Here is a 16,885-nt window from a genome sequence, read left to right as displayed (position 1 = left end):
CAACGCAGAGGTGTTCATGACTGATCCGCGCCCCCTGCCCTTCGACTGGGCGGACCCCTTCGCGCTCGATGCGCAGCTTTCCGACGAGGAGCGGATGGTCCGCGACACGGCCGAGGCTTACGCCCAGGAAAGACTCCAGCCGCGAGTGACCAGCGCCTATCTTGAGGAGCGGTTCGATCGCGAGATCATGAGCGAGATGGGCGAGCTCGGCCTGCTCGGCGCAACCATCGCGACCGAATATGGGGGCGCCGGCCTCAACTATGTGAGCTATGGCTTGATCGCTCGAGCCGTGGAGAGGGTCGACAGCGGCTACCGTTCGGCCATGTCGGTGCAGTCCTCGCTCGTCATGCATCCGATCAATGCCTACGGAACCGAAGAGCAGAAGCAGAGATACCTGCCAAAGCTTGCGAGCGGTGAATGGGTCGGGTGCTTCGGCCTTACCGAACCGGACGCCGGCTCGGACCCGGGATCGATGCGCACCCGGGCCGAGAAGATCGACGGCGGCTATCGGCTGACCGGCACGAAGATGTGGATCACCAACTCCCCGATCGCGGACCTGTTCGTCGTCTGGGCAAAGTCGGACGAGCATGACGGCCGGATCAGGGGCTTCGTGCTCGAAAAGGGAATGAAGGGCCTTTCAGCGCCCAAGATCCGGGAGAAGCTGTCGCTTCGGGCTTCGATCACGGGCGAGATCGTCATGGAAGGAGTCGAGGTTCCCGAGGCGAACTTGCTGCCGAATGTCAGCGGCCTCGCCGGCCCGTTCGGCTGCCTCAATCGCGCTCGCTACGGGATCGCCTGGGGCGCGATGGGGGCGGCCGAGGCCTGCTTCCACGCTGCTCGCAGCTATACGCTCGAGCGCAAGCAGTTCGGACGTCCGCTGGCCGGCACCCAGCTCGTCCAGCTCAAGCTCGCCAACATGGCGACCGAGATCGCTCTTGGACTGCAAGCCGCGCTCAGAGTGGGACGGCGGCTGGACTCGGGTGAGCTGGTCCCTGAGACGATCAGCCTGATCAAGCGGAACAATGTCGGGAAGGCGCTCGATATTGCCCGGATCGCGCGCGACATGCACGGTGGCAACGGCATCAGCGCCGAGTTCCAGGTGATGCGCCACGCCGCGAACCTGGAGACGGTCAACACCTATGAGGGGACGCATGACGTGCACGCGCTGATCCTCGGTCGGGCGATCACGGGGATTGCCGCCTTCTGATGGACAGGCCACTCGCCGGCCTCAAGGTGGTCGAGCTGGCGCGAATCCTCGCCGGTCCCTGGGCCGGCCAGTTGCTCGCCGATCTGGGCGCCGAAGTGATCAAGGTTGAGCGGCCGGGATCCGGTGACGATACGCGCAGCTGGGGGCCGCCCTTTGCCGAGGATGGCGCAGCGGCCTATTTCCACAGCTGCAATCGCGGCAAAAGCTCGCTCGCCATCGATCTCGAAAGCCCGGAGGGGCAGGCGCAGGTGCGTGCCCTAGCCGGCGAGGCCGATGTCCTGATCGAGAATTTCAAGGTTGGCGGTCTGGTCAAGTACGGGCTCGACTACCCCACTCTTGCCAGTCTGAACCCGGGCCTGATCTATTGCTCGATCACCGGGTTCGGCCAGACCGGTCCTTATGCTTCGCGTCCCGGCTACGACTTCATGATCCAGGGCATGGGCGGGATCATGGACCTGACGGGGGAGCCTGGAGGTCCGCCGCAGAAAACCGGAGTCGCCTATGCCGACCTGTTCACCGGCCTCTATGCCGCCGTTTCGGTGCTTGCGGCCTTGCGGGGCCGCGCGGCGACGGGGGCTGGCTGCCATATCGATCTGGCGCTGCTGGATTGCCAGGTAGCGGTCCTCGCCAATCAGGCGATGAATTATCTCGTGTCGGGCGAACCCCCTCGCCGCCTCGGCAACGCGCATCCGAACATCGCCCCCTATCAGACGTTCGAAACATGCGACGGCCATATCACACTGGCCGTCGGCAATGACTCGCAGTTCCGGCGGCTCTGCACCCTCCTTGGAGCCCCGGAACTAGGCGACGACCCGCTCTTTTCAACGAATGCCGATCGAGTCCGCAATCGCACCGCGCTCGAAGCGGCGCTGTCGCCGCTGGTCGCGGTCCATCGGGCCGAGGCGTTGCTTCCGGTTCTGGCCTCGGCCGGGGTGCCGGCGGGGCCGATCAACGATGTGGCGCAGGTCTTTGCCGATCCACAGGTGATCCACCGCGGAATGCGGATCGAGCGCGGCGGCGTGCCCGGCGTCGCCTCGCCGGTCGTGATCGATGGGCGCCGGCAGGTCGCCGAAACGTCGAGCCCGGCTCTTGGAGCGTCCGGTGCCGGGGAAATCTAGGCATCGTCACGACACCTGGCCGCGAGAGCGCATCAGGACTCGACGCGGCGCCTGAAGATGATGATCGGGTCGTCCCTGTAGAGCGTCTCTTCAGCACGACTGAAGCCGCAGCGCTCCGCAACGCCGATCGAAGCCGCATTGCCGGGTGCGATGATTGCCGTGATCTCGCGGGCCTTCAGCGTCTCGTCCGCCCAGCGCAGGGCTGCCATCGCGGCCTCGGTGCAGTAGCCACGGCCCTGCGCCGACGGCGCCAGGATCCAACCCATCTCGGGCATGCCCTCGATCGATGGGTCGATGTCCCGCTTGAAATCGGCAAAGCCCAGTTGTCCGACATAGCTGCCATCGTCGCGACGCTCGACGGCCCAGTAGCCGTAGCCGAGCATCGACCACATGCCGCAAGCAGTCATCATCCGGCGCCAGGTCTCTTCGCGCGTCAGCGGGGAGTTGCCGAGGAAGCGCACGACATCGGCGTCAGCCAAGACCGCCGCCTGAGCCTCAAGATCGTCCGGGCGAAAGGGCCGGAGCGTCAGCCGCTCGGTCTGCAGGACCGGAGCGTCGGCCACTCGGGACTACTTCTTGCCGAGAGTGAGGCCGCCGAAACGCTTGTTAAAGCGGGCCACCTGGCCACCCTGGTCGAGGACTCGGGTCTGGCCGCCGGTCCAGGCCGGATGCACCTTGGGGTCGATGTCGAGCTGCAGCGTGTCGCCTTCCTTGCCCCAGGTGGAGCGGGTCTCGAACACGGTGCCGTCGGTCATCTGCACCTTGATCATGTGGTAGTCGGGATGCGTTCCGGTCTTCATCGGTGAAATCTTCCATGGATTCGGCTGGTTCCGACCAGCCTTGCTGGACAGGCAGGCGGGCGATCTAGCGATTGGCCGGGTGATTGACAAGCCTGCCCGCCCGGTTCTAGCCAGCCGCCGTGAAGGTGCCGCCCGTCAAGGGGTGGTGAAAAGGGAAGCCGGTGGAAAGCCGGCGCTGTGCCCGCAACTGTAAGCGGCGAGCTCCCCACCCGCAAAGGGTGCCGGAGCGACGAGGATCCACGAAGGAAGACTTCGAGGGCCCGGGAGCCGCGAGCCAGGAGACCTGCCTTCGCTGTCGTCCGCACCCGGCCGGGACCAGCCAGCGGTGCGTGGCGCCGCTCGGCACTTCCGCGTGGCTCCTCCGAGGCGACATGAACGTGTCGTTTCAGGAGGATAGAATGTCAGCAACGTTGTTACTCGCTTCATTGGCGGCCATCGAGACTGGATCGCCGATCATCGTCACCGCCGCACGCGAGCCCGTGGCGGCCGACGAGGCGCTGGTATCCGCAACCCTGTTCGAAACTGAGACCTTGCAGGCCTTGTCGCTCCCCTCGGCGAGCGACGTGCTTCGGCTCGCCCCCGGCGTTTCGGTCGCCGTGACGGGACCGCGCGGCACTCAGACTCAGCTCCGGATCCGCGGTGCCGAAGCGAACCACACGGCCTTGTTCGTCGATGGCATCCGCTTCAATGACCCAGCGGCAGGAAATGAAGCGCGGTTCGAACTTCTGACCACCGACCTGGCTTCACGGATCGAAGTCGTTCGTGGGCCGCAATCGGCGCTCTGGGGTGCCGAAGCCCTGGCAGGCGTGGTCGCGATCCAAAGCGCTGACCCCTTCCGTTCTTCCGGCTTCGCTGGTCTGGGCGAGTATGGCAGCCTCGACAGCAGCCGGCTTTTCGGTCGCTACGCTTTGACGAGCGGTGATCTGGGCCTTTCTGCCGGCGCTGGGTGGCAGCGGAGCGACGGAATCGATTCCTTCGGAAGCGGCATCGAACGGGACGGCTTCGAGAATTTCGTTGCGAACTTGAAGGCGGTTTACCGGGCCGGAGCGGTCGAAGCCGGTGCCGTCGGCTATTGGATAGAGGGGCGAAGCGAATATGACGGTTTCGATCCCGTCACCTTCCTTCGCGGCAACACGCTCGACGAGACGGAGAACCGGATCGGCGCGGTTCGCGGCTGGGCATCCGGGAACTGGAACGGCTGGACTGTGCGCGCGGCGGCAAGCTTCCTCGACAGTGCCAATCGCAACCGCCTCGACGGTGCTCCGCTGAACAGCACCTTCGGCGAGCGGTTGACGCTCGGCGGACAAGTTTCACGCCGACTTGGCGGTCACCTCCTTACCGTTGCAGTCGACCATGAGAATGAGGACTTCCGGGCTCGGGACACGGCTTATTTCGGCGGCACCGATCAGGACCGTTCGCGCAATCTCACCGGCTTCGTCGGCAGCTGGCGAGCGGAGTGGGCCGATTGGCTGACTACCGACTTGGCGCTTCGGCACGACGATTTCAGCGCCTTCGATTCTGCCACAACTTTGCGCGCAGCCGTGATGATCCGCCCGGCACCCGGCTGGACCGTGCATGGCGGTTATGGCGAGGGCATCGCTCAGCCCTCTTTCTATGATCTTTATGGGTTCTTTCCGGGTTCGTTCGTGGGGAATCCGGACCTTCGGCCGGAAAGCGCTCGATCCTGGGAGTTCGGGATTCGCTGGGAAGACGATCGATTCAGCCTCGGGGTTACCGGCTTCGCAAGCCGGCTGAGCGACGAGATCGTCGATGTGTTCGATCCCGTCACCTTCCTATCCAGCACCGAGAATGTCGACGGCAAGAGCCGCCGGGAGGGGTTCGAGCTGACTGGCAGCTACCGTCATTCACAGGCGCTGAATCTGTCGGCCAACTACACCTTCCTCGATGCGGACGAACAGCGGAATGCCGGAAGCGCTCTCATCCGGGAAACCCGGCGACCGCGACATAGTGCCAACCTGCTCGCCTTTGGCAGTTCCGGGCGACTCAGCTGGGGCGCAAGCCTGGCCTATGTCGGGGTTCGGGAGGACACGGATTTCGATTTCTTCCCTGCCGCAAATGTGCGCCTCGACGATTATGCCTTGGCATCGCTGAGCCTCGGATGGCGGGTGCTGCCGCAACTGGAGCTGTTCGGACGAATGGAGAATGCGTTCGACGCCGATTACCAGGACGTCGTCGGCTACAACACTGCGGGGCGAACGGTATATGCGGGTCTTCGCGTCGCTCTTGGCGATTAGCGTCGCATTCGCAACGCCGGCGGAAGCCAGTGCGCCGAAGCGGGTGGCATCGCTCAACCTGTGCACCGACGAGCTGCTGTTGGCGCTGGCGAGCCCTGACCAGATCCTGTCCGTCACTCATCTCGCGCACAATCCGGCGGAAACGCCGGTTTGGCGGCAGGCACGGCGATACCATCGCAATGATGGAAGTCTGATCTCCGTGGCATCGCTCTGGCCGGATCTCATCGTGACGATGGGCGGCGGTGGGCGCGATCGACTGCGAATCGCCGAAAGGCTCGGCATCCGAACCGTCGATCTTCCTTTCGCCCAGAGCCTCGACGAGGTCGAGCAGAGTATCTCGACCTTGGCGGAAGCGCTCGGACGGCCGGGCGCCGGAGCGGCGCTCCGGCGCCGGATCGCGGCCTTGAAGGCAACCGCACCCGCGGCTCGGCTCGATACGATCTGGCTTGGCGGAGGCGGACGAACCGTCTCGGCCGATGGACTGGAGTCTCAATGGATGGCTCTTGCCGGCCTGCAGCAGCGACGGGTCAACGGCGATCGCGTGTCGCTCGAGGCCCTGATCGTCCGTCCGCCCCGAGTCCTGCTGCGAAGCGACTATCGCCAGGGTCAATATTCCGGAGCGCAACGATGGTTGGCTCATCCCATAGCGCGCCGGGTGCGCAGCTCCCGAAGCGTCGTGACGGACGGCCGGCGCTGGACCTGTATGGGACCACCTCTGATCGATGAGATAATTCGCCTGCGAGCGGAGCTTTTCCGGTGAAGCCGTTCGTCTCGATCGCGCTCGTCGGTGGAACGGCGGCCGCCTTCCTGCTCTCCCTGTTGCTGCCCTGGCCCGCACTGGCGGAGCTCTTTCCGCAGCATCGCGAGCTTGCCTGGGCCCTGCTCGTGGAACTGCGCCTCCCCCGGGCGAGCCTGGCGCTGATCTATGGCGCGACTCTCGCCGCTTCGGGCGCCGCGATCCAGGCGCTCTTCGCCAATCCCCTCGCTTCGCCCGATCTCACCGGAACGACGAGCGGGGCCGCGCTCGGCGCAGTGATGACCGCCTATATTTTCGGATTTTCGGCCCCGGTCGCGCTTTCCGTCGGAGCGGTTCTCGGTGCGCTGGGCGCATTGGCGCTCTTGCTTGCCCTTGCGGGACCGAGGGCAGAAACTGCAACCCTCCTTCTTTCCGGCCTCGCCATCAGCGCCATGGCGGGGGCACTGACGACCTTGGCCCTGGCACTCGCGCCCTCCCCCTTTGCCTTTTACGACGCCTATGACTGGCTGATGGGTTCGCTGGTCGATCGCAGTCTCGCCCAGACGGCCTTTGCCGCCCTACCTGCACTCCTTACGATGGCGCTGCTGTTGAGGCTTGTACGCCCCCTCGACAGCCTCGCGCTTGGCGAGGATGTCGCCCAATCGCTTGGTTACGATACCCATTCGCTACGGCTTCAGGTGGTCTGTCTCACCGCCTTCGGCGTTGGCGCCTGCGTAGCGATTTGCGGTGCCATCGGCTTCATCGGTCTGGTCGCGCCCATATTTGCGCGGCGACTGACGGGAGGCCATCCCGGTCGGGCCATTCTGCCCGCCGCCATGATCGGCGCCTTGCTCCTCACCGGAGCGGACCTGATGGCCCGATTTGCCCCGCTCGGGAGAACATTGCCGATCGGTGTCGTGACCGCACTGCTCGGTGCCCCCTTCTTTCTGTGGATGGTGGCTCATATGCGCTGGAGGCTGCGGCCGTGAGACTGGAAGCAAGGCGGATCGCACTGGGAAGCCGGTTGCTCGATGTCTCACTGGACGTGCCGGCGGGGCAGCTTGCCTGTCTCGTCGGGCCGAACGGAAGCGGCAAGACCAGCCTCCTTCACGCTATTGCCGGGTTGACCGAAGCGCAGGGCGAAGTGCGGGTGGATGGGATTGACCCGCGCTCGCTTGGACCGGCCCAGCGGGTTCGCTACCTCACCTTTCTGCCTGCGACGAAGGAGTTGCGATGGCCCTTGGAAGTGCGCGACCTCATAGGCCTGGGTGGAGCTTCGGTTGAACAGATGGAGTCCGCCATCGATCGACTGGAACTGCGCCCTGTGGTCGGTCGACGAGTCGACGAATTGTCCACCGGCGAGCGCAGCCGAGTGCTGATCGCAAGAGCGCTGGCGCCGCAGCCGGCCTTGTTGCTGCTCGACGAGCCGGCCGCCAACCTCGATCCGCTTTGGCAGATCCGTCTCATGGAAATGCTCAAGGGGGAGCTCCGCCAGAGCGGGCAGTCGGCGCTTGTGGCGATGCACGATCTCGACGCTGCCGTGCGCTATGGCGACCGGATGATCGTGATGGCGGAAGGCAGGATCGCGGCGGATGGAGCGCCGGAAGACCTTGTCGCCGGACCGGCAATCCCGAAAGTGTTCGGGATCGAGCGAGTGGAAGGCGAATGGCGCCCGGCCTTCAGGACGATGGCGGATCCGCGATCATTGCCGTGAAGTTGGCTTCGGCAGCGAGCTTGTCACCGACATAGGCACGGCCGGCGAACTTGCAGACGCTGGCCCGCTTCTGAACAAACTCGACGTCAAGTCGAAGAAGGACCCCGGGCTCGACCGGAGTCCTGAACTTCGCTCCGTCTATCGCCATGAAGTAGACGAGCTTTCCCGATCCGCTGAGCCCGAGCGATTCGACCGCAAGCACTCCGGCCGCCTGGGCCAGAGCTTCGACGATCAGGACCCCCGGCATGATCGGACGATCCGGAAAATGCCCGACAAAGAAGGGCTCGTTGATCGTCACCGCCTTGATGGCGACGATCTTCTCGTCGACGACGAGCTCCTCGACTCTGTCGACGAGGAGCATTGGAAATCGGTGCGGCAGCGCCGCCATCACCCGCCGAACGTCCAGTGGCATGCTGACTTTGGCGGATGAGGCGGCGCCGGAGCTATCGGCCATTAGCGGCCCTGCGGACGCTGCTGCTGGGCGGGCTGCTGCTGGGCCGGCTGTTGCTGGGGCGGCGGCGCGTTGACGTTGAGCGGCGTCGTGTTCTGATTCACGATGGCAACGACCGCTGACGTGATGTCGACGGTCGGAGCATTCCAGGCCAGGCTGCTGGCTTCGATGGCAATGGTGGCGCCACGCTGCTGAGCGACCTGCTGGACGGCGGGAGCCACGCGCTGCTGGATCTGCTGCAGAATGAAGGCCTGGTTCCGGCGGAGCTGCTCCTCGCGGGTGGTCAGCTCACGGCGGGCATTTTCCTGCTGCTGCTGGAAGTTCCGCACCCGGGTCTGAAGCGCCGCGTCGGGCTGCCCACCTTGCGGAAGGGCATTGATCGCCGTCTGGAGCGCCTGCTCTTCGGTCTGGAGGGGAGTCGCAAGTTGCTGCGCACGCTGCTCGAGCTGCTGCCGCTGGGCTTGAAGCTGCTGGTTCGCCGCCTGGCAGACCGTGCACTGCTGCAGGATCTGCTGGCTGTCGACGACGGCGATGACCGCCGGCGGAAGCTGCTGCGCGCTGGCGGCAACGGGAATGGCAAGAGCAAGCGCGGCAGTAGCCGCGCCGAAAGTCAGTCTGTTCATTAGAATGCAGTCCCTACGTTGAAGCTGAAGAGCTTGGTATCGTCACCCGGCTCAGAGATAAGCGCTTTTGCTATATCGATCCTGAACGGACCGAATGGCGAGTTCCAGTTCACCCCGAAGCCGACCGACACGCGCGGACTCGGCGTGTCGCCGAGGAAGACTTCGCGGAACGGACTCACGCCGAAACGCGTGAGTGTCGTGTTTTCGGGGCAGCCCTGGCCGGCCGGAACGGTGGTCACCGTACCATCGGCGGCAGCGCATTGATTGCGGGTCAGTGGGCTTCCCGGCGCGATGTCGAGCAGAGACGGCTGCCGAACGCCCCAGAGCGCCCCGACGTCGACGAAGATGGAAGGCCGAAGCCCAAGCTCACGGGCGCCCGATCCGAGCGGAATCTCGAGTTCGGCGCGCCCCAGATAATAAGCACGGCCGCCGATCGCGTCGTCGACGATCTGGTTGCGGTCGGTCGAGAGTGCGACATTGATCGGATTGCCGGCGGTGTCGGTCTCGAAGGTATAAGGAATACGCTGAATGCGCGGACCGACGCCGCGAATGTCGAAGCCGCGGATCTGGGGGCTGCCGAGGAAGAATCGGTCCGTCAGTCGAAGTGGATCGACGTTCGGCGCACCGTCCTCGAAGCTCTGGACGTAGCCGCCTTCAAGGCTCAGCGAGAAGATGAAATTGTTGAAGACATTCCAGTATTTCGCCGCACTTGCGCGAGTCCGAAGATAGCGCACGTCGCCGCCCAGGCCGGCAAAGTCCTGGCTCAGCAGAACGCGATGGCCATTGGTCGGCCGAAGAGAATTGTTCAGGGTGCTGTAGAGCAGGGAGTAACCTACCGACGACGTCACCCTGTTGCCGATCACGTCGCAAAGATAGCGTCCGGCGAGCAGTGGATCGCACTGAAGCGGCTCCGGCCCCGGACCGTCTGGGTCGGAGAAGTAGATGGACGGATTGAGCGAAACTTCATCGTAGACCAGGCCGTAGCGCAGCGCGAGCGACAGCGTCTCGGTGATCGGCACACCCATGCGGATCTGACCGCCGGTGCTGACCTGCTCGTAGGTCGTTTCGCGATTGTTGCCGAAGAAGTTGAAGCTGTTGAAATCGCGCCGGTAGAGGTCGAATCCCAGTGCGATGTTGCGGTCGAAGACATAGGGTTCGGTGAAGCCCAGTTCGATCGACTTGGAATAGCTGGAGTAGTTGACCGCAGCCCTCAGTTCCTGGCCGAGGCCGCGGAAGTTCCGCTGCCGGATCGAAAGATTAACGAGGAAGCGCTCGAGGCTGGAGAATCCGGCCGACACCTGTAGTTCACCCGTGGCCCGCTCTTCGACCGCCACTCCAAGGACGATGCGGTCGGGTGCGGATCCCTGCTCCTGGGTGATCTCCAGATTCTCCTGGAAGAAGCCGAGTGACTGGATCCGGTCGCGCGAGCGGCGGACCCGGACATTGTTGAACGGGTCGCCCTCGGCGAGGCGGAACTCGCGCCGGATCACCTTGTCCCGAGTGTTGGTATTGCCGCTGATGTCGATCCGTTCGACATAGACGCGCGGCGATTCGGCCACTCGGAAGGTCACCGACATGGTCAGGTCTTCACGGCTTCGGTTGAACTGCGGCCGCACGTCGGCAAAGGCGTAGCCGAACAATCCCGCCAGTTCGTTCAGGCTGGTGACGGTGTCCTCGACGAGCTGGGCATTGTACCAGTCGCCCGTCCTCATCGGCAGCCGCTGCTGAAGCGCCTGCTGATCGAAGTCGCGAATGTCGCTTTCTACGCCGACTTCGCCGAACTTGTAGCGTTCACCTTCCTCAACCACATAGGTGATGATGAAATCGCGCCTGTCGGGAGTGAGTTCGGCGACCGCAGAGACGACCCTGAAATCGGCATAGCCTTGCGTGAGATAGAAACGGCGCAGCGCCTGCTGGTCGAAAGCCAGTCGGTCCGGATCGTAGGTATCGTTCGAGCTGAAAATGTTCCACCAGGTGGATTCGCGGGTGGCCATCTCCTGGATCAGGCGATTGTCGCCAAACTCCTCATTGCCGATGATGTTGATCTGGCGCACCTTGGAACGCGGGCCCTCGTCGATCTCGAACACCACGTCGACCCGGTTCTGGTCGAGCTGGACGATCTGAGGCTCGACTCGAGCGGCATAGCGGCCCTGGCGCCGGTAGAGCTCGATGATCCGGGCAACGTCGGCACGGGCCCGCGACCGGGTGAAGATCTGGCGCGGCGCAAGCCGGATCTCCGGCACGATCTTGTCGTCCTTGAGACGCCGATTGCCTTCGAGGATGATACGGTTGATGACCGGGTTTTCACGGACCTGGATGATCAGGTCACCGGTATCGGCTCCGGCGATCTGGACGTCAGCGAACAGCTCGGTCGCATAAAGCTCCCGAAGCGCCTGATCGAGCCGCTCCTGGTCGTAAGGCTCACCGGCCCGCAAATTGGTATAGGATAGCACCGTCTCCGCTTCGAGACGTTGGTTACCGGAGACCTCGATGGAACGGATCGTCCGCGTCGGCTGAGCAGGAGCTGCTTCCGGAACTGCCGGCGACGGCGTCGCCTGCGGCTGCTGCGCCTGAGCCTGCGTCTGCTGGGCTGCGGCGGGAACCGCAAAGCCACCGAGCACCGTCCCGACGAGGAGAGCGGCACACAATTTTCTACCCTTGGGAAAAGCTTCTTTCGCGTTCACGCGTCCCCGCCTTTGATTGAGAGCCGGCAACTTGGCCGGCGATGCTCCCTGTCAGTCGCCTGCCCTGCCCGATCACGCTCAGCCGATCAAGCTGCCAAGCTTGGTGAAGAGGCCGAAAGACGCCAGGTCGTTGAAGGTGACGAAGATCATCAGCGCCAGCAGCATCGCCAGGCCCGTCCTGAAAGCCCATTCCTGGGCCTCCGGCTTGAGCGGTTTCCGCCTCACTCCCTCGATCGCGTAGAACAGCAGGTGTCCGCCGTCCAGCAAGGGGATTGGCAAGAGATTGATGAATCCCAGATTAATCGAGATCAGGCTCATGAACAGGACGAAGTCCAGCCAGCCGAGGCTGGCCTGCTGACCGGAATATTGAGCGATCCGGAGCGGCCCGCCCATCTCCTCGAGCGAGCGCTGCCCACGCACCACCTGCCCGAGCGTGACGACCATCATCTTCACCGTGTCGCCGGTCTGTGTGAAGGCGGCGCCGACGGCTTCATGGGGCGGTAGATCGGCGACCTCGACCCCACCCGGCCCCACGCCCAGTCGACCGATGCGCGCTCGATTGCCGAAGCGGTCCTCCACTTCGATCGAACGGGGAGTCACTTCGATCGATCGAACCTGTCCGTCTCGTTGGAACTCGAAGTCCATTGTCTGGCCCGGGCGGATGCCGACATAGGAGGCGATGTCTTCGAACCTCTGGATGGGCCGTCCATCGATTTCGACGATACGGTCCCCGGGCTGGAAGCCGGCCGCCTCCGCCGCTGATCCGGGCTGTATCTGGGCGATCACCGGAGGGGTGCGGGGTTGTCCGTAGCTTGCGAACAGGGCGATATAGACGAGGATTGCGAACAGGAAGTTGGTCAGCGGGCCGGCCAGAACGATGATGAAGCGCTGCCAGACCTTCTTGGCCTGGAAGGTTTCGTTCCTCTCCTCCGGTGGCAGCGCAAGCCATTCTTCCGACGGCGTGCTCGCCGGATTCATGTCTCCCTTGAACCGGACATAGCCGCCAAGCGGCAGCCATCCCACTTTCCAGCGTGTGCCGCGCTTGTCGGTCCAGCCGAACAGCTCGCGACCAAAACCGATCGAGAAGGTCTCCGCCTTCACTCCGAACCAGCGACCGGCGAAATAATGACCCAGCTCGTGGACGAAAACCAACGGCCCGATGACGAGGAGGAAGGCAACAACGGTGAAAAGGAGGCCGGGGCTGTTCAAGGATGATACTTTCCTGCTGTCGCGATGGCGATGCGTCGGGCTTCCCCGTCGATCTCCAGCACTTCGTCCACTGAAGCGGGCGCCGAAGGCGAATAGGCCTCCAACACCTCGCCGACGAGAGCAGGGATATCGAGAAAGCCAATGCGGCTTTCAAGGAAAGAAGCGACGGCTATCTCATTGGCTGCATTGAGAATAGCCGGGGCGGCACCTCCTTCGCGAAGCGCTGCTCGGGCCAGCGCCAGGGCGGGAAAGCGCTCGAGGTCGGGCTCTTCGAAGTCCAGCGAAGCGATCCTGACGAGATCGAGAGTCTCGCATGGCGTGCTCATTCGCCTGGGCCAGGCGAGCGTATAGGCGATCGGGATCCGCATGTCCGGAGCACCGAGCTGAGCGAGCACCGATCCGTCGACATATTCGACGAGACTGTGGATCACCGATTGGGGATGGACCACCACATCCAGCGCTTCCACGCCGACGGGGAAGAGGTGGTAAGCTTCGATCAATTCGAGCCCCTTGTTCATCAGGGTCGCCGAGTCGACCGAGATCTTGGCGCCCATCGACCAGTTCGGGTGAGCCACGGCCTGAGCGGCCGTCGCTCGACGCATCTGCTCGAGGCTCCAAGTCCGGAACGGACCGCCGCTGGCGGTAAGAATGATTCGGCGGACACTCTCCGGCTGAGCCCGATCGAAGCACTGGAAGATGGCATTATGCTCGGAATCGACAGGGAGAAGCGTTGCGCCGTTCGCCGTCGCCGCCTCCATCATCAGCTCACCGGCGGAGACCAAGGCTTCCTTGTTCGCGAATGCCACGGTGCCACCACGCTCCAGTGCGCGCATGACCGCCTTCAGGCCGGCGCAACCGACAATTGCGGCCATGGTCCATTCGGCGCCGAGAGTGGCCGCTTCGACGATGGCCTCGTCCCCGCCGAGTACTTCGATCCCTGATCCTTCGAGCGCCACGGAGAGCTCCGGCTGGAGCCTTGAGTCGCCGATCGCCACGAGCTTCGGGCGGAATTTGCGGGCCAGTTCGGCCAGACCGGCAACGTCCTTGCGTGCCGTCAAAGCCATCACTTCGAAATCGTCCTGATTGCGCTCGATAAGGTCGAGCGTCGAACGGCCGACGGACCCTGTGGCTCCAAGTATGGTGACGCTTCGGGCGTTCACTCGGTCCAGAATCCCAACATCAAGAGCAAGGTCGTGGCCAGCACGACGGCGAGCAGCCCGTCCAGCCGGTCGAGCACTCCGCCATGCCCCGGGAGGAGCGATCCGCTGTCCTTCACCCCCGCTCTCCGCTTGACCCAACTTTCATAGAGATCGCCCAATTGTGCGATCACCCCCATGGGGGCGCCGGCCCACAGGAATAGCGCCCCGAGTTCGAAGTACCAGGCGGTGACCCATCCGAGAATGCCTGCGCCAAGCGCGCCGCCGATCAGTCCGGACCAGGTCTTGTTGGGGCTGATCCTGGGCGCAAGCTTGGGACCGCCGAGATTCCGTCCCGCGAAGTAAGCGAGAATGTCCGTCGCCCAGGTGACGATGAAAACCCAGAAAACCAGCACTTCCCACACCCAGCTGAGCGTGATCAGCGCAAAGGCGGGAATGCCGACATAGGCGAGGCCCCCGATCATCGCCAACCTGCGGCTCAGCACGCCCAGGAACAGGGCGAGCAAGGCGATGGCCGCGAAGCCCAGCCAATTGGGCGAAAGCGTCTCCCGGTCGAAATAGGCGATCATCGCGCCCGTGGTTTCGTCAAGCGTCCAGTCCGCTGTCCCGACGGGGTAAAGGTATTGCGACCCGGCAAGCAGGAGTGCAGCCAGCAAGGCTGCGCCGACATAGGCCCAGACGCGAGGAGCGCGATGCATGTCGCTCCATTCGATCAGCATCAGGGCGGTTGCCGCTGCCGCGAGAATCCGGAACGGCCAGCCGCCGAAATAGGTGGCGGCGACCGCGACGGCGATCATCACGACACCCGCGACGAAGCGGGTGGGCAGGTCGGACGGCCTCGTCGCACCCGCCGGGTTCATAGGCCCCCGTATCGCCGTTCGCGCCGGGCATATTCGGCCAGGGCAGCGCGCATCGTTGCTTCGTCGAAATCGGGCCACAAGGTGTCGACGAACAGCAATTCGGAATAGGCCGCCTGCCACAACAGGAAGTTGGACAGACGCTGCTCGCCGGAAGTCCGGATGAGCAGGTCGAGCGGCGGCAGGTCGCGAGTGTCGAGGGCGGCATCAACCCGTGCCTCGTCTATCTCCGTCGGTTCGAGCCTGCCCTGTTCGACCTGTTCGGCTAGGTGGCGCATCGCCTTCACAAGCTCGTTTCGGGCGCCGTAATTGAGCGCCACCGCAAGCGTCATCCGATCGTTGCCCGCGGTTTTCGCCACCGCCTTGTCGACCAGGTTCGAAACGTCGGGCGCGAATGCCGTATGATCGCCGAGTATCTTCAGCCGGATCCCTTCCCGATGAAGGCTGTCCAGCTCTCTTTGCACATAGAATCTGAGGAGCCCGGTCAGATCGCTTATCTCGTCCGCCGGACGGCGCCAGTTTTCCGAGGAAAAGGCATAAAGCGTCAGGCACTCGACCCCGGCCTCCCCGGCGGCTCGAAGCGCCTTGCGGGCGGACTCGGCCCCCGCGCGATGCCCGGCCGAACGGGGAAGCCCACGCGCCTTCGCCCAACGGCCATTGCCGTCCATGATGATGGCAACGTGCCGGGGAACCGAAGCGAGCTCCGGTCCGGCTTCTGCGGGCTGGGGGCCTGCGGTCATGACCCTTCGGTCACCTTTGCAGGATTTCCTTATCCTTGGCGCTGACGATCTGGTCGATCTCGGCGATGGAATCGTCGGTCAGCTTCTGGACCTCGGTCTCCTTGCGCTTCCGCTCGTCCTCGCTGATCTCGTGCTTCTTCTCGTCCTGCTTCAGCGCGTCCATGCCGTCGCGCCGGACGTTGCGCACCGCCACCTTCGCCTTCTCGGCATATTGGTGGGCAAGCTTGGAAAGTTCCTTGCGCCTTTCCTCCGTCAGGTCGGGAATGGGAAGCCGAATATTCTGTCCGTCGACGACAGGGTTGATGCCGAGACCGGCATTGCGAATGGCCTTTTCGACCGCGCTGACATTGCTCCGGTCCCACACCTGAACGGACAGCAGCCGCGGCTCCGGCGCCGAGACGGTGGCGACCTGGTTCAGCGGCATGTTCGCGCCGTACACCTCGACCTGGATGGGATCGAGCAGAGTCGTCGATGCCCGTCCGGTGCGCAGCCCGCCCAGATCGTGCTTGAGTGCATCAACCGCGCCCTGCATCCGGCGCTGGATATCGGCCTTGTCATAGGCTGGCATGAGTTCCTCCCTCATTCTGGACGATCGTTGCCGTGCCGCCGCCACCGAGTACCCGGGCAAGATTGCCCTGTTCCCGGATGTTGAACACGACGATCGGGATGTTGTTGTCGCGGCACAAGGCGACGGCGCTCGCGTCCATCACCTTGAGATCATCCGCAAGCACCTGGTTGAAGCTCAGTCTCTCGTAGCGTTTGGCGCTCTCGTTCTTTTTCGGATCGGAGTCGTAGATGCCGTCGACGCTGGTTCCCTTGAACAGGGCGTCGCATCCCATTTCGGCGGCCCGAAGCGCGGCGGCGGTGTCCGTGGTGAAGAAGGGATTGCCCGTTCCGGCGGCGAAGATCACCACCCTTCCCTTCTCCATGTGCCGGACCGCTCGGCGCCGGATGTAGGGCTCGGAGACGGTCGCCATGGGGATTGCCGACTGAACCCGAGTGTCGACGCCGATCTTCTCGAGCGCATTCTGCATCGCCAGCGCATTCATCACGGTGGCGAGCATGCCCATATAATCGGCACTCGCTCGATCGAAGCCTTTGGCAGCTCCGGCCAGTCCGCGGAATATGTTGCCTCCGCCGACGACGATGCACAGCTCGTGCCCATCTTCCTTGGCGGTGCGAATCTCGTCCGCCAGGCGGGCGACAGTGGCGGGGTCTATTCCGAACTGCCCTTCGCCCATCAGGGCCTCGCCGGACAGCTTCAGGAGGATGCGGTTGAAGCGCGGGCGCGACATGGAGGCTCTGGGTCCGTTCGGGATCTGCGGGCTGAGGTG

Annotated in this window: 16 protein-coding genes, 1 pseudogene and 1 riboswitch; of the genes and pseudogenes, 6 read left to right on the top strand and 11 right to left on the bottom strand. The window is 64.1% G+C overall.

What is annotated here, in order from left to right; all coding sequences use genetic code 11:
• Positions 1 to 16: 16 nt before the first annotated feature.
• Both ACRYLT_RS13900 and ACRYLT_RS13895 read left to right on the top strand, forming a co-directional pair.
• Positions 17 to 1,207 carry an acyl-CoA dehydrogenase gene (locus ACRYLT_RS13900; protein ID WP_482664683.1) on the top strand — a complete coding sequence of 397 codons (1,191 nt, stop codon included), beginning with the start codon at positions 17 to 19 and terminating at the stop codon, positions 1,205 to 1,207.
• Complete coding sequence (locus ACRYLT_RS13895) at positions 1,207 to 2,325, top strand: CaiB/BaiF CoA transferase family protein (protein ID WP_482664682.1); 1,119 nt, start codon at positions 1,207 to 1,209, stop codon at positions 2,323 to 2,325. The genes ACRYLT_RS13900 and ACRYLT_RS13895 overlap by 1 nt, the downstream gene beginning before the upstream one ends.
• 32 nt (positions 2,326 to 2,357) lie before the next feature.
• Here ACRYLT_RS13895 and ACRYLT_RS13890 read toward each other — a convergent pair whose 3' ends face one another.
• Together ACRYLT_RS13890 and rpmE are read right to left on the bottom strand one after the other, a co-directional pair.
• On the bottom strand, positions 2,358 to 2,888 hold the full coding sequence (locus ACRYLT_RS13890) for a GNAT family N-acetyltransferase (protein ID WP_482664681.1): 531 nt from the start codon (positions 2,886 to 2,888) through the stop codon (positions 2,358 to 2,360).
• A gap of 6 nt (positions 2,889 to 2,894) precedes the next feature.
• Positions 2,895 to 3,125 carry a 50S ribosomal protein L31 gene (gene rpmE / locus ACRYLT_RS13885; RefSeq protein ID WP_482664680.1) on the bottom strand — a complete coding sequence of 77 codons (231 nt, stop codon included), beginning with the start codon at positions 3,123 to 3,125 and terminating at the stop codon, positions 2,895 to 2,897.
• 106 nt (positions 3,126 to 3,231) lie between these two features.
• Positions 3,232 to 3,430, top strand: a riboswitch (cobalamin riboswitch).
• A gap of 93 nt (positions 3,431 to 3,523) precedes the next feature.
• Between rpmE and ACRYLT_RS13880 the strand changes: the two genes are divergently transcribed.
• From ACRYLT_RS13880 to ACRYLT_RS13865, 4 genes are read left to right on the top strand one after another with little or no spacing between them, the layout of a single operon-like run.
• Positions 3,524 to 5,380, top strand: coding sequence for a TonB-dependent receptor plug domain-containing protein (locus ACRYLT_RS13880; protein ID WP_482664679.1), 1,857 nt, complete (start codon positions 3,524 to 3,526; stop codon positions 5,378 to 5,380).
• Positions 5,349 to 6,140 carry an ABC transporter substrate-binding protein gene (locus ACRYLT_RS13875; protein ID WP_482664678.1) on the top strand — a complete coding sequence of 264 codons (792 nt, stop codon included), beginning with the start codon at positions 5,349 to 5,351 and terminating at the stop codon, positions 6,138 to 6,140. The genes ACRYLT_RS13880 and ACRYLT_RS13875 overlap by 32 nt, the downstream gene beginning before the upstream one ends.
• A complete protein-coding gene (locus ACRYLT_RS13870; protein ID WP_482664677.1) occupies positions 6,137 to 7,105 on the top strand; it encodes a FecCD family ABC transporter permease in 969 nt (322 codons plus the stop codon). The genes ACRYLT_RS13875 and ACRYLT_RS13870 overlap by 4 nt, the downstream gene beginning before the upstream one ends.
• A complete protein-coding gene (locus ACRYLT_RS13865; protein WP_482664676.1) occupies positions 7,102 to 7,830 on the top strand; it encodes an ABC transporter ATP-binding protein in 729 nt (242 codons plus the stop codon). The genes ACRYLT_RS13870 and ACRYLT_RS13865 overlap by 4 nt, the downstream gene beginning before the upstream one ends.
• Here the strand turns inward: ACRYLT_RS13865 and fabZ are convergent.
• The 9 genes and pseudogenes from fabZ to pyrH form a co-directional block, all read right to left on the bottom strand.
• Complete coding sequence (gene fabZ / locus ACRYLT_RS13860; protein ID WP_482664675.1) at positions 7,796 to 8,284, bottom strand: 3-hydroxyacyl-ACP dehydratase FabZ; 489 nt, start codon at positions 8,282 to 8,284, stop codon at positions 7,796 to 7,798. The two genes, ACRYLT_RS13865 and fabZ, sit on opposite strands and share 35 nt — an antisense overlap.
• Entirely contained in the window at positions 8,284 to 8,904 is a 621-nt protein-coding gene (locus ACRYLT_RS13855; RefSeq protein ID WP_482664674.1) for an OmpH family outer membrane protein, read from the bottom strand. Before ACRYLT_RS13855 ends, fabZ begins: the two co-directional genes overlap by 1 nt.
• Positions 8,904 to 11,588 carry an outer membrane protein assembly factor BamA gene (bamA, locus tag ACRYLT_RS13850; RefSeq protein WP_482664673.1) on the bottom strand — a complete coding sequence of 895 codons (2,685 nt, stop codon included), beginning with the start codon at positions 11,586 to 11,588 and terminating at the stop codon, positions 8,904 to 8,906. The genes ACRYLT_RS13855 and bamA overlap by 1 nt, the downstream gene beginning before the upstream one ends.
• Positions 11,589 to 11,666: 78 nt before the next feature.
• A complete protein-coding gene (gene rseP / locus ACRYLT_RS13845; RefSeq protein ID WP_482664672.1) occupies positions 11,667 to 12,797 on the bottom strand; it encodes an RIP metalloprotease RseP in 1,131 nt (376 codons plus the stop codon).
• Positions 12,794 to 13,957 (bottom strand): 1-deoxy-D-xylulose-5-phosphate reductoisomerase, encoded by a 1,164-nt coding sequence (locus ACRYLT_RS13840; protein WP_482664671.1) that lies wholly within the window; start codon positions 13,955 to 13,957, stop codon positions 12,794 to 12,796. The genes rseP and ACRYLT_RS13840 overlap by 4 nt, the downstream gene beginning before the upstream one ends.
• Entirely contained in the window at positions 13,954 to 14,814 is an 861-nt protein-coding gene (locus ACRYLT_RS13835; RefSeq protein WP_482664670.1) for a phosphatidate cytidylyltransferase, read from the bottom strand. Before ACRYLT_RS13835 ends, ACRYLT_RS13840 begins: the two co-directional genes overlap by 4 nt.
• Positions 14,811 to 15,547 (bottom strand): annotated as a pseudogene (locus ACRYLT_RS13830) (isoprenyl transferase); the annotation flags it as partial. The pseudogene ACRYLT_RS13830 and the gene ACRYLT_RS13835, both read right to left, overlap by 4 nt.
• A 14-nt stretch (positions 15,548 to 15,561) precedes the next feature.
• Positions 15,562 to 16,119 carry a ribosome recycling factor gene (gene frr / locus ACRYLT_RS13825; protein ID WP_482664669.1) on the bottom strand — a complete coding sequence of 186 codons (558 nt, stop codon included), beginning with the start codon at positions 16,117 to 16,119 and terminating at the stop codon, positions 15,562 to 15,564.
• Positions 16,106 to 16,846 carry a UMP kinase gene (gene pyrH, locus ACRYLT_RS13820; RefSeq protein WP_482664668.1) on the bottom strand — a complete coding sequence of 247 codons (741 nt, stop codon included), beginning with the start codon at positions 16,844 to 16,846 and terminating at the stop codon, positions 16,106 to 16,108. Before pyrH ends, frr begins: the two co-directional genes overlap by 14 nt.
• Positions 16,847 to 16,885 lie beyond the last annotated feature (39 nt).

It is taken from the genome of Sphingosinicella sp. SM1-17 (assembly GCF_056821765.1).
This window is presented reverse-complemented; position numbering and strand designations above follow the sequence as displayed.

Excerpts from the sequence above, each read along its gene's own strand:
- ACRYLT_RS13900 (WP_482664683.1), top strand. The coding sequence starts at position 17 with ATGACTGATCCGCGCCCCCTGCCCTTCGACTGGGCGGACCCCTTCGCG.
- ACRYLT_RS13895 (WP_482664682.1), top strand. The coding sequence starts at position 1,207 with ATGGACAGGCCACTCGCCGGCCTCAAGGTGGTCGAGCTGGCGCGAATC.
- rpmE (WP_482664680.1), bottom strand. The coding sequence starts at position 3,125 with ATGAAGACCGGAACGCATCCCGACTACCACATGATCAAGGTGCAGATG.
- ACRYLT_RS13880 (WP_482664679.1), top strand. The coding sequence starts at position 3,524 with ATGTCAGCAACGTTGTTACTCGCTTCATTGGCGGCCATCGAGACTGGA.
- ACRYLT_RS13875 (WP_482664678.1), top strand. The coding sequence starts at position 5,349 with ATGCGGGTCTTCGCGTCGCTCTTGGCGATTAGCGTCGCATTCGCAACG.
- fabZ (WP_482664675.1), bottom strand. The coding sequence starts at position 8,284 with ATGGCCGATAGCTCCGGCGCCGCCTCATCCGCCAAAGTCAGCATGCCA.
- ACRYLT_RS13855 (WP_482664674.1), bottom strand. The coding sequence starts at position 8,904 with ATGAACAGACTGACTTTCGGCGCGGCTACTGCCGCGCTTGCTCTTGCC.
- ACRYLT_RS13835 (WP_482664670.1), bottom strand. The coding sequence starts at position 14,814 with ATGAACCCGGCGGGTGCGACGAGGCCGTCCGACCTGCCCACCCGCTTC.
- frr (WP_482664669.1), bottom strand. The coding sequence starts at position 16,119 with ATGCCAGCCTATGACAAGGCCGATATCCAGCGCCGGATGCAGGGCGCG.
- pyrH (WP_482664668.1), bottom strand. The coding sequence starts at position 16,846 with ATGTCGCGCCCGCGCTTCAACCGCATCCTCCTGAAGCTGTCCGGCGAG.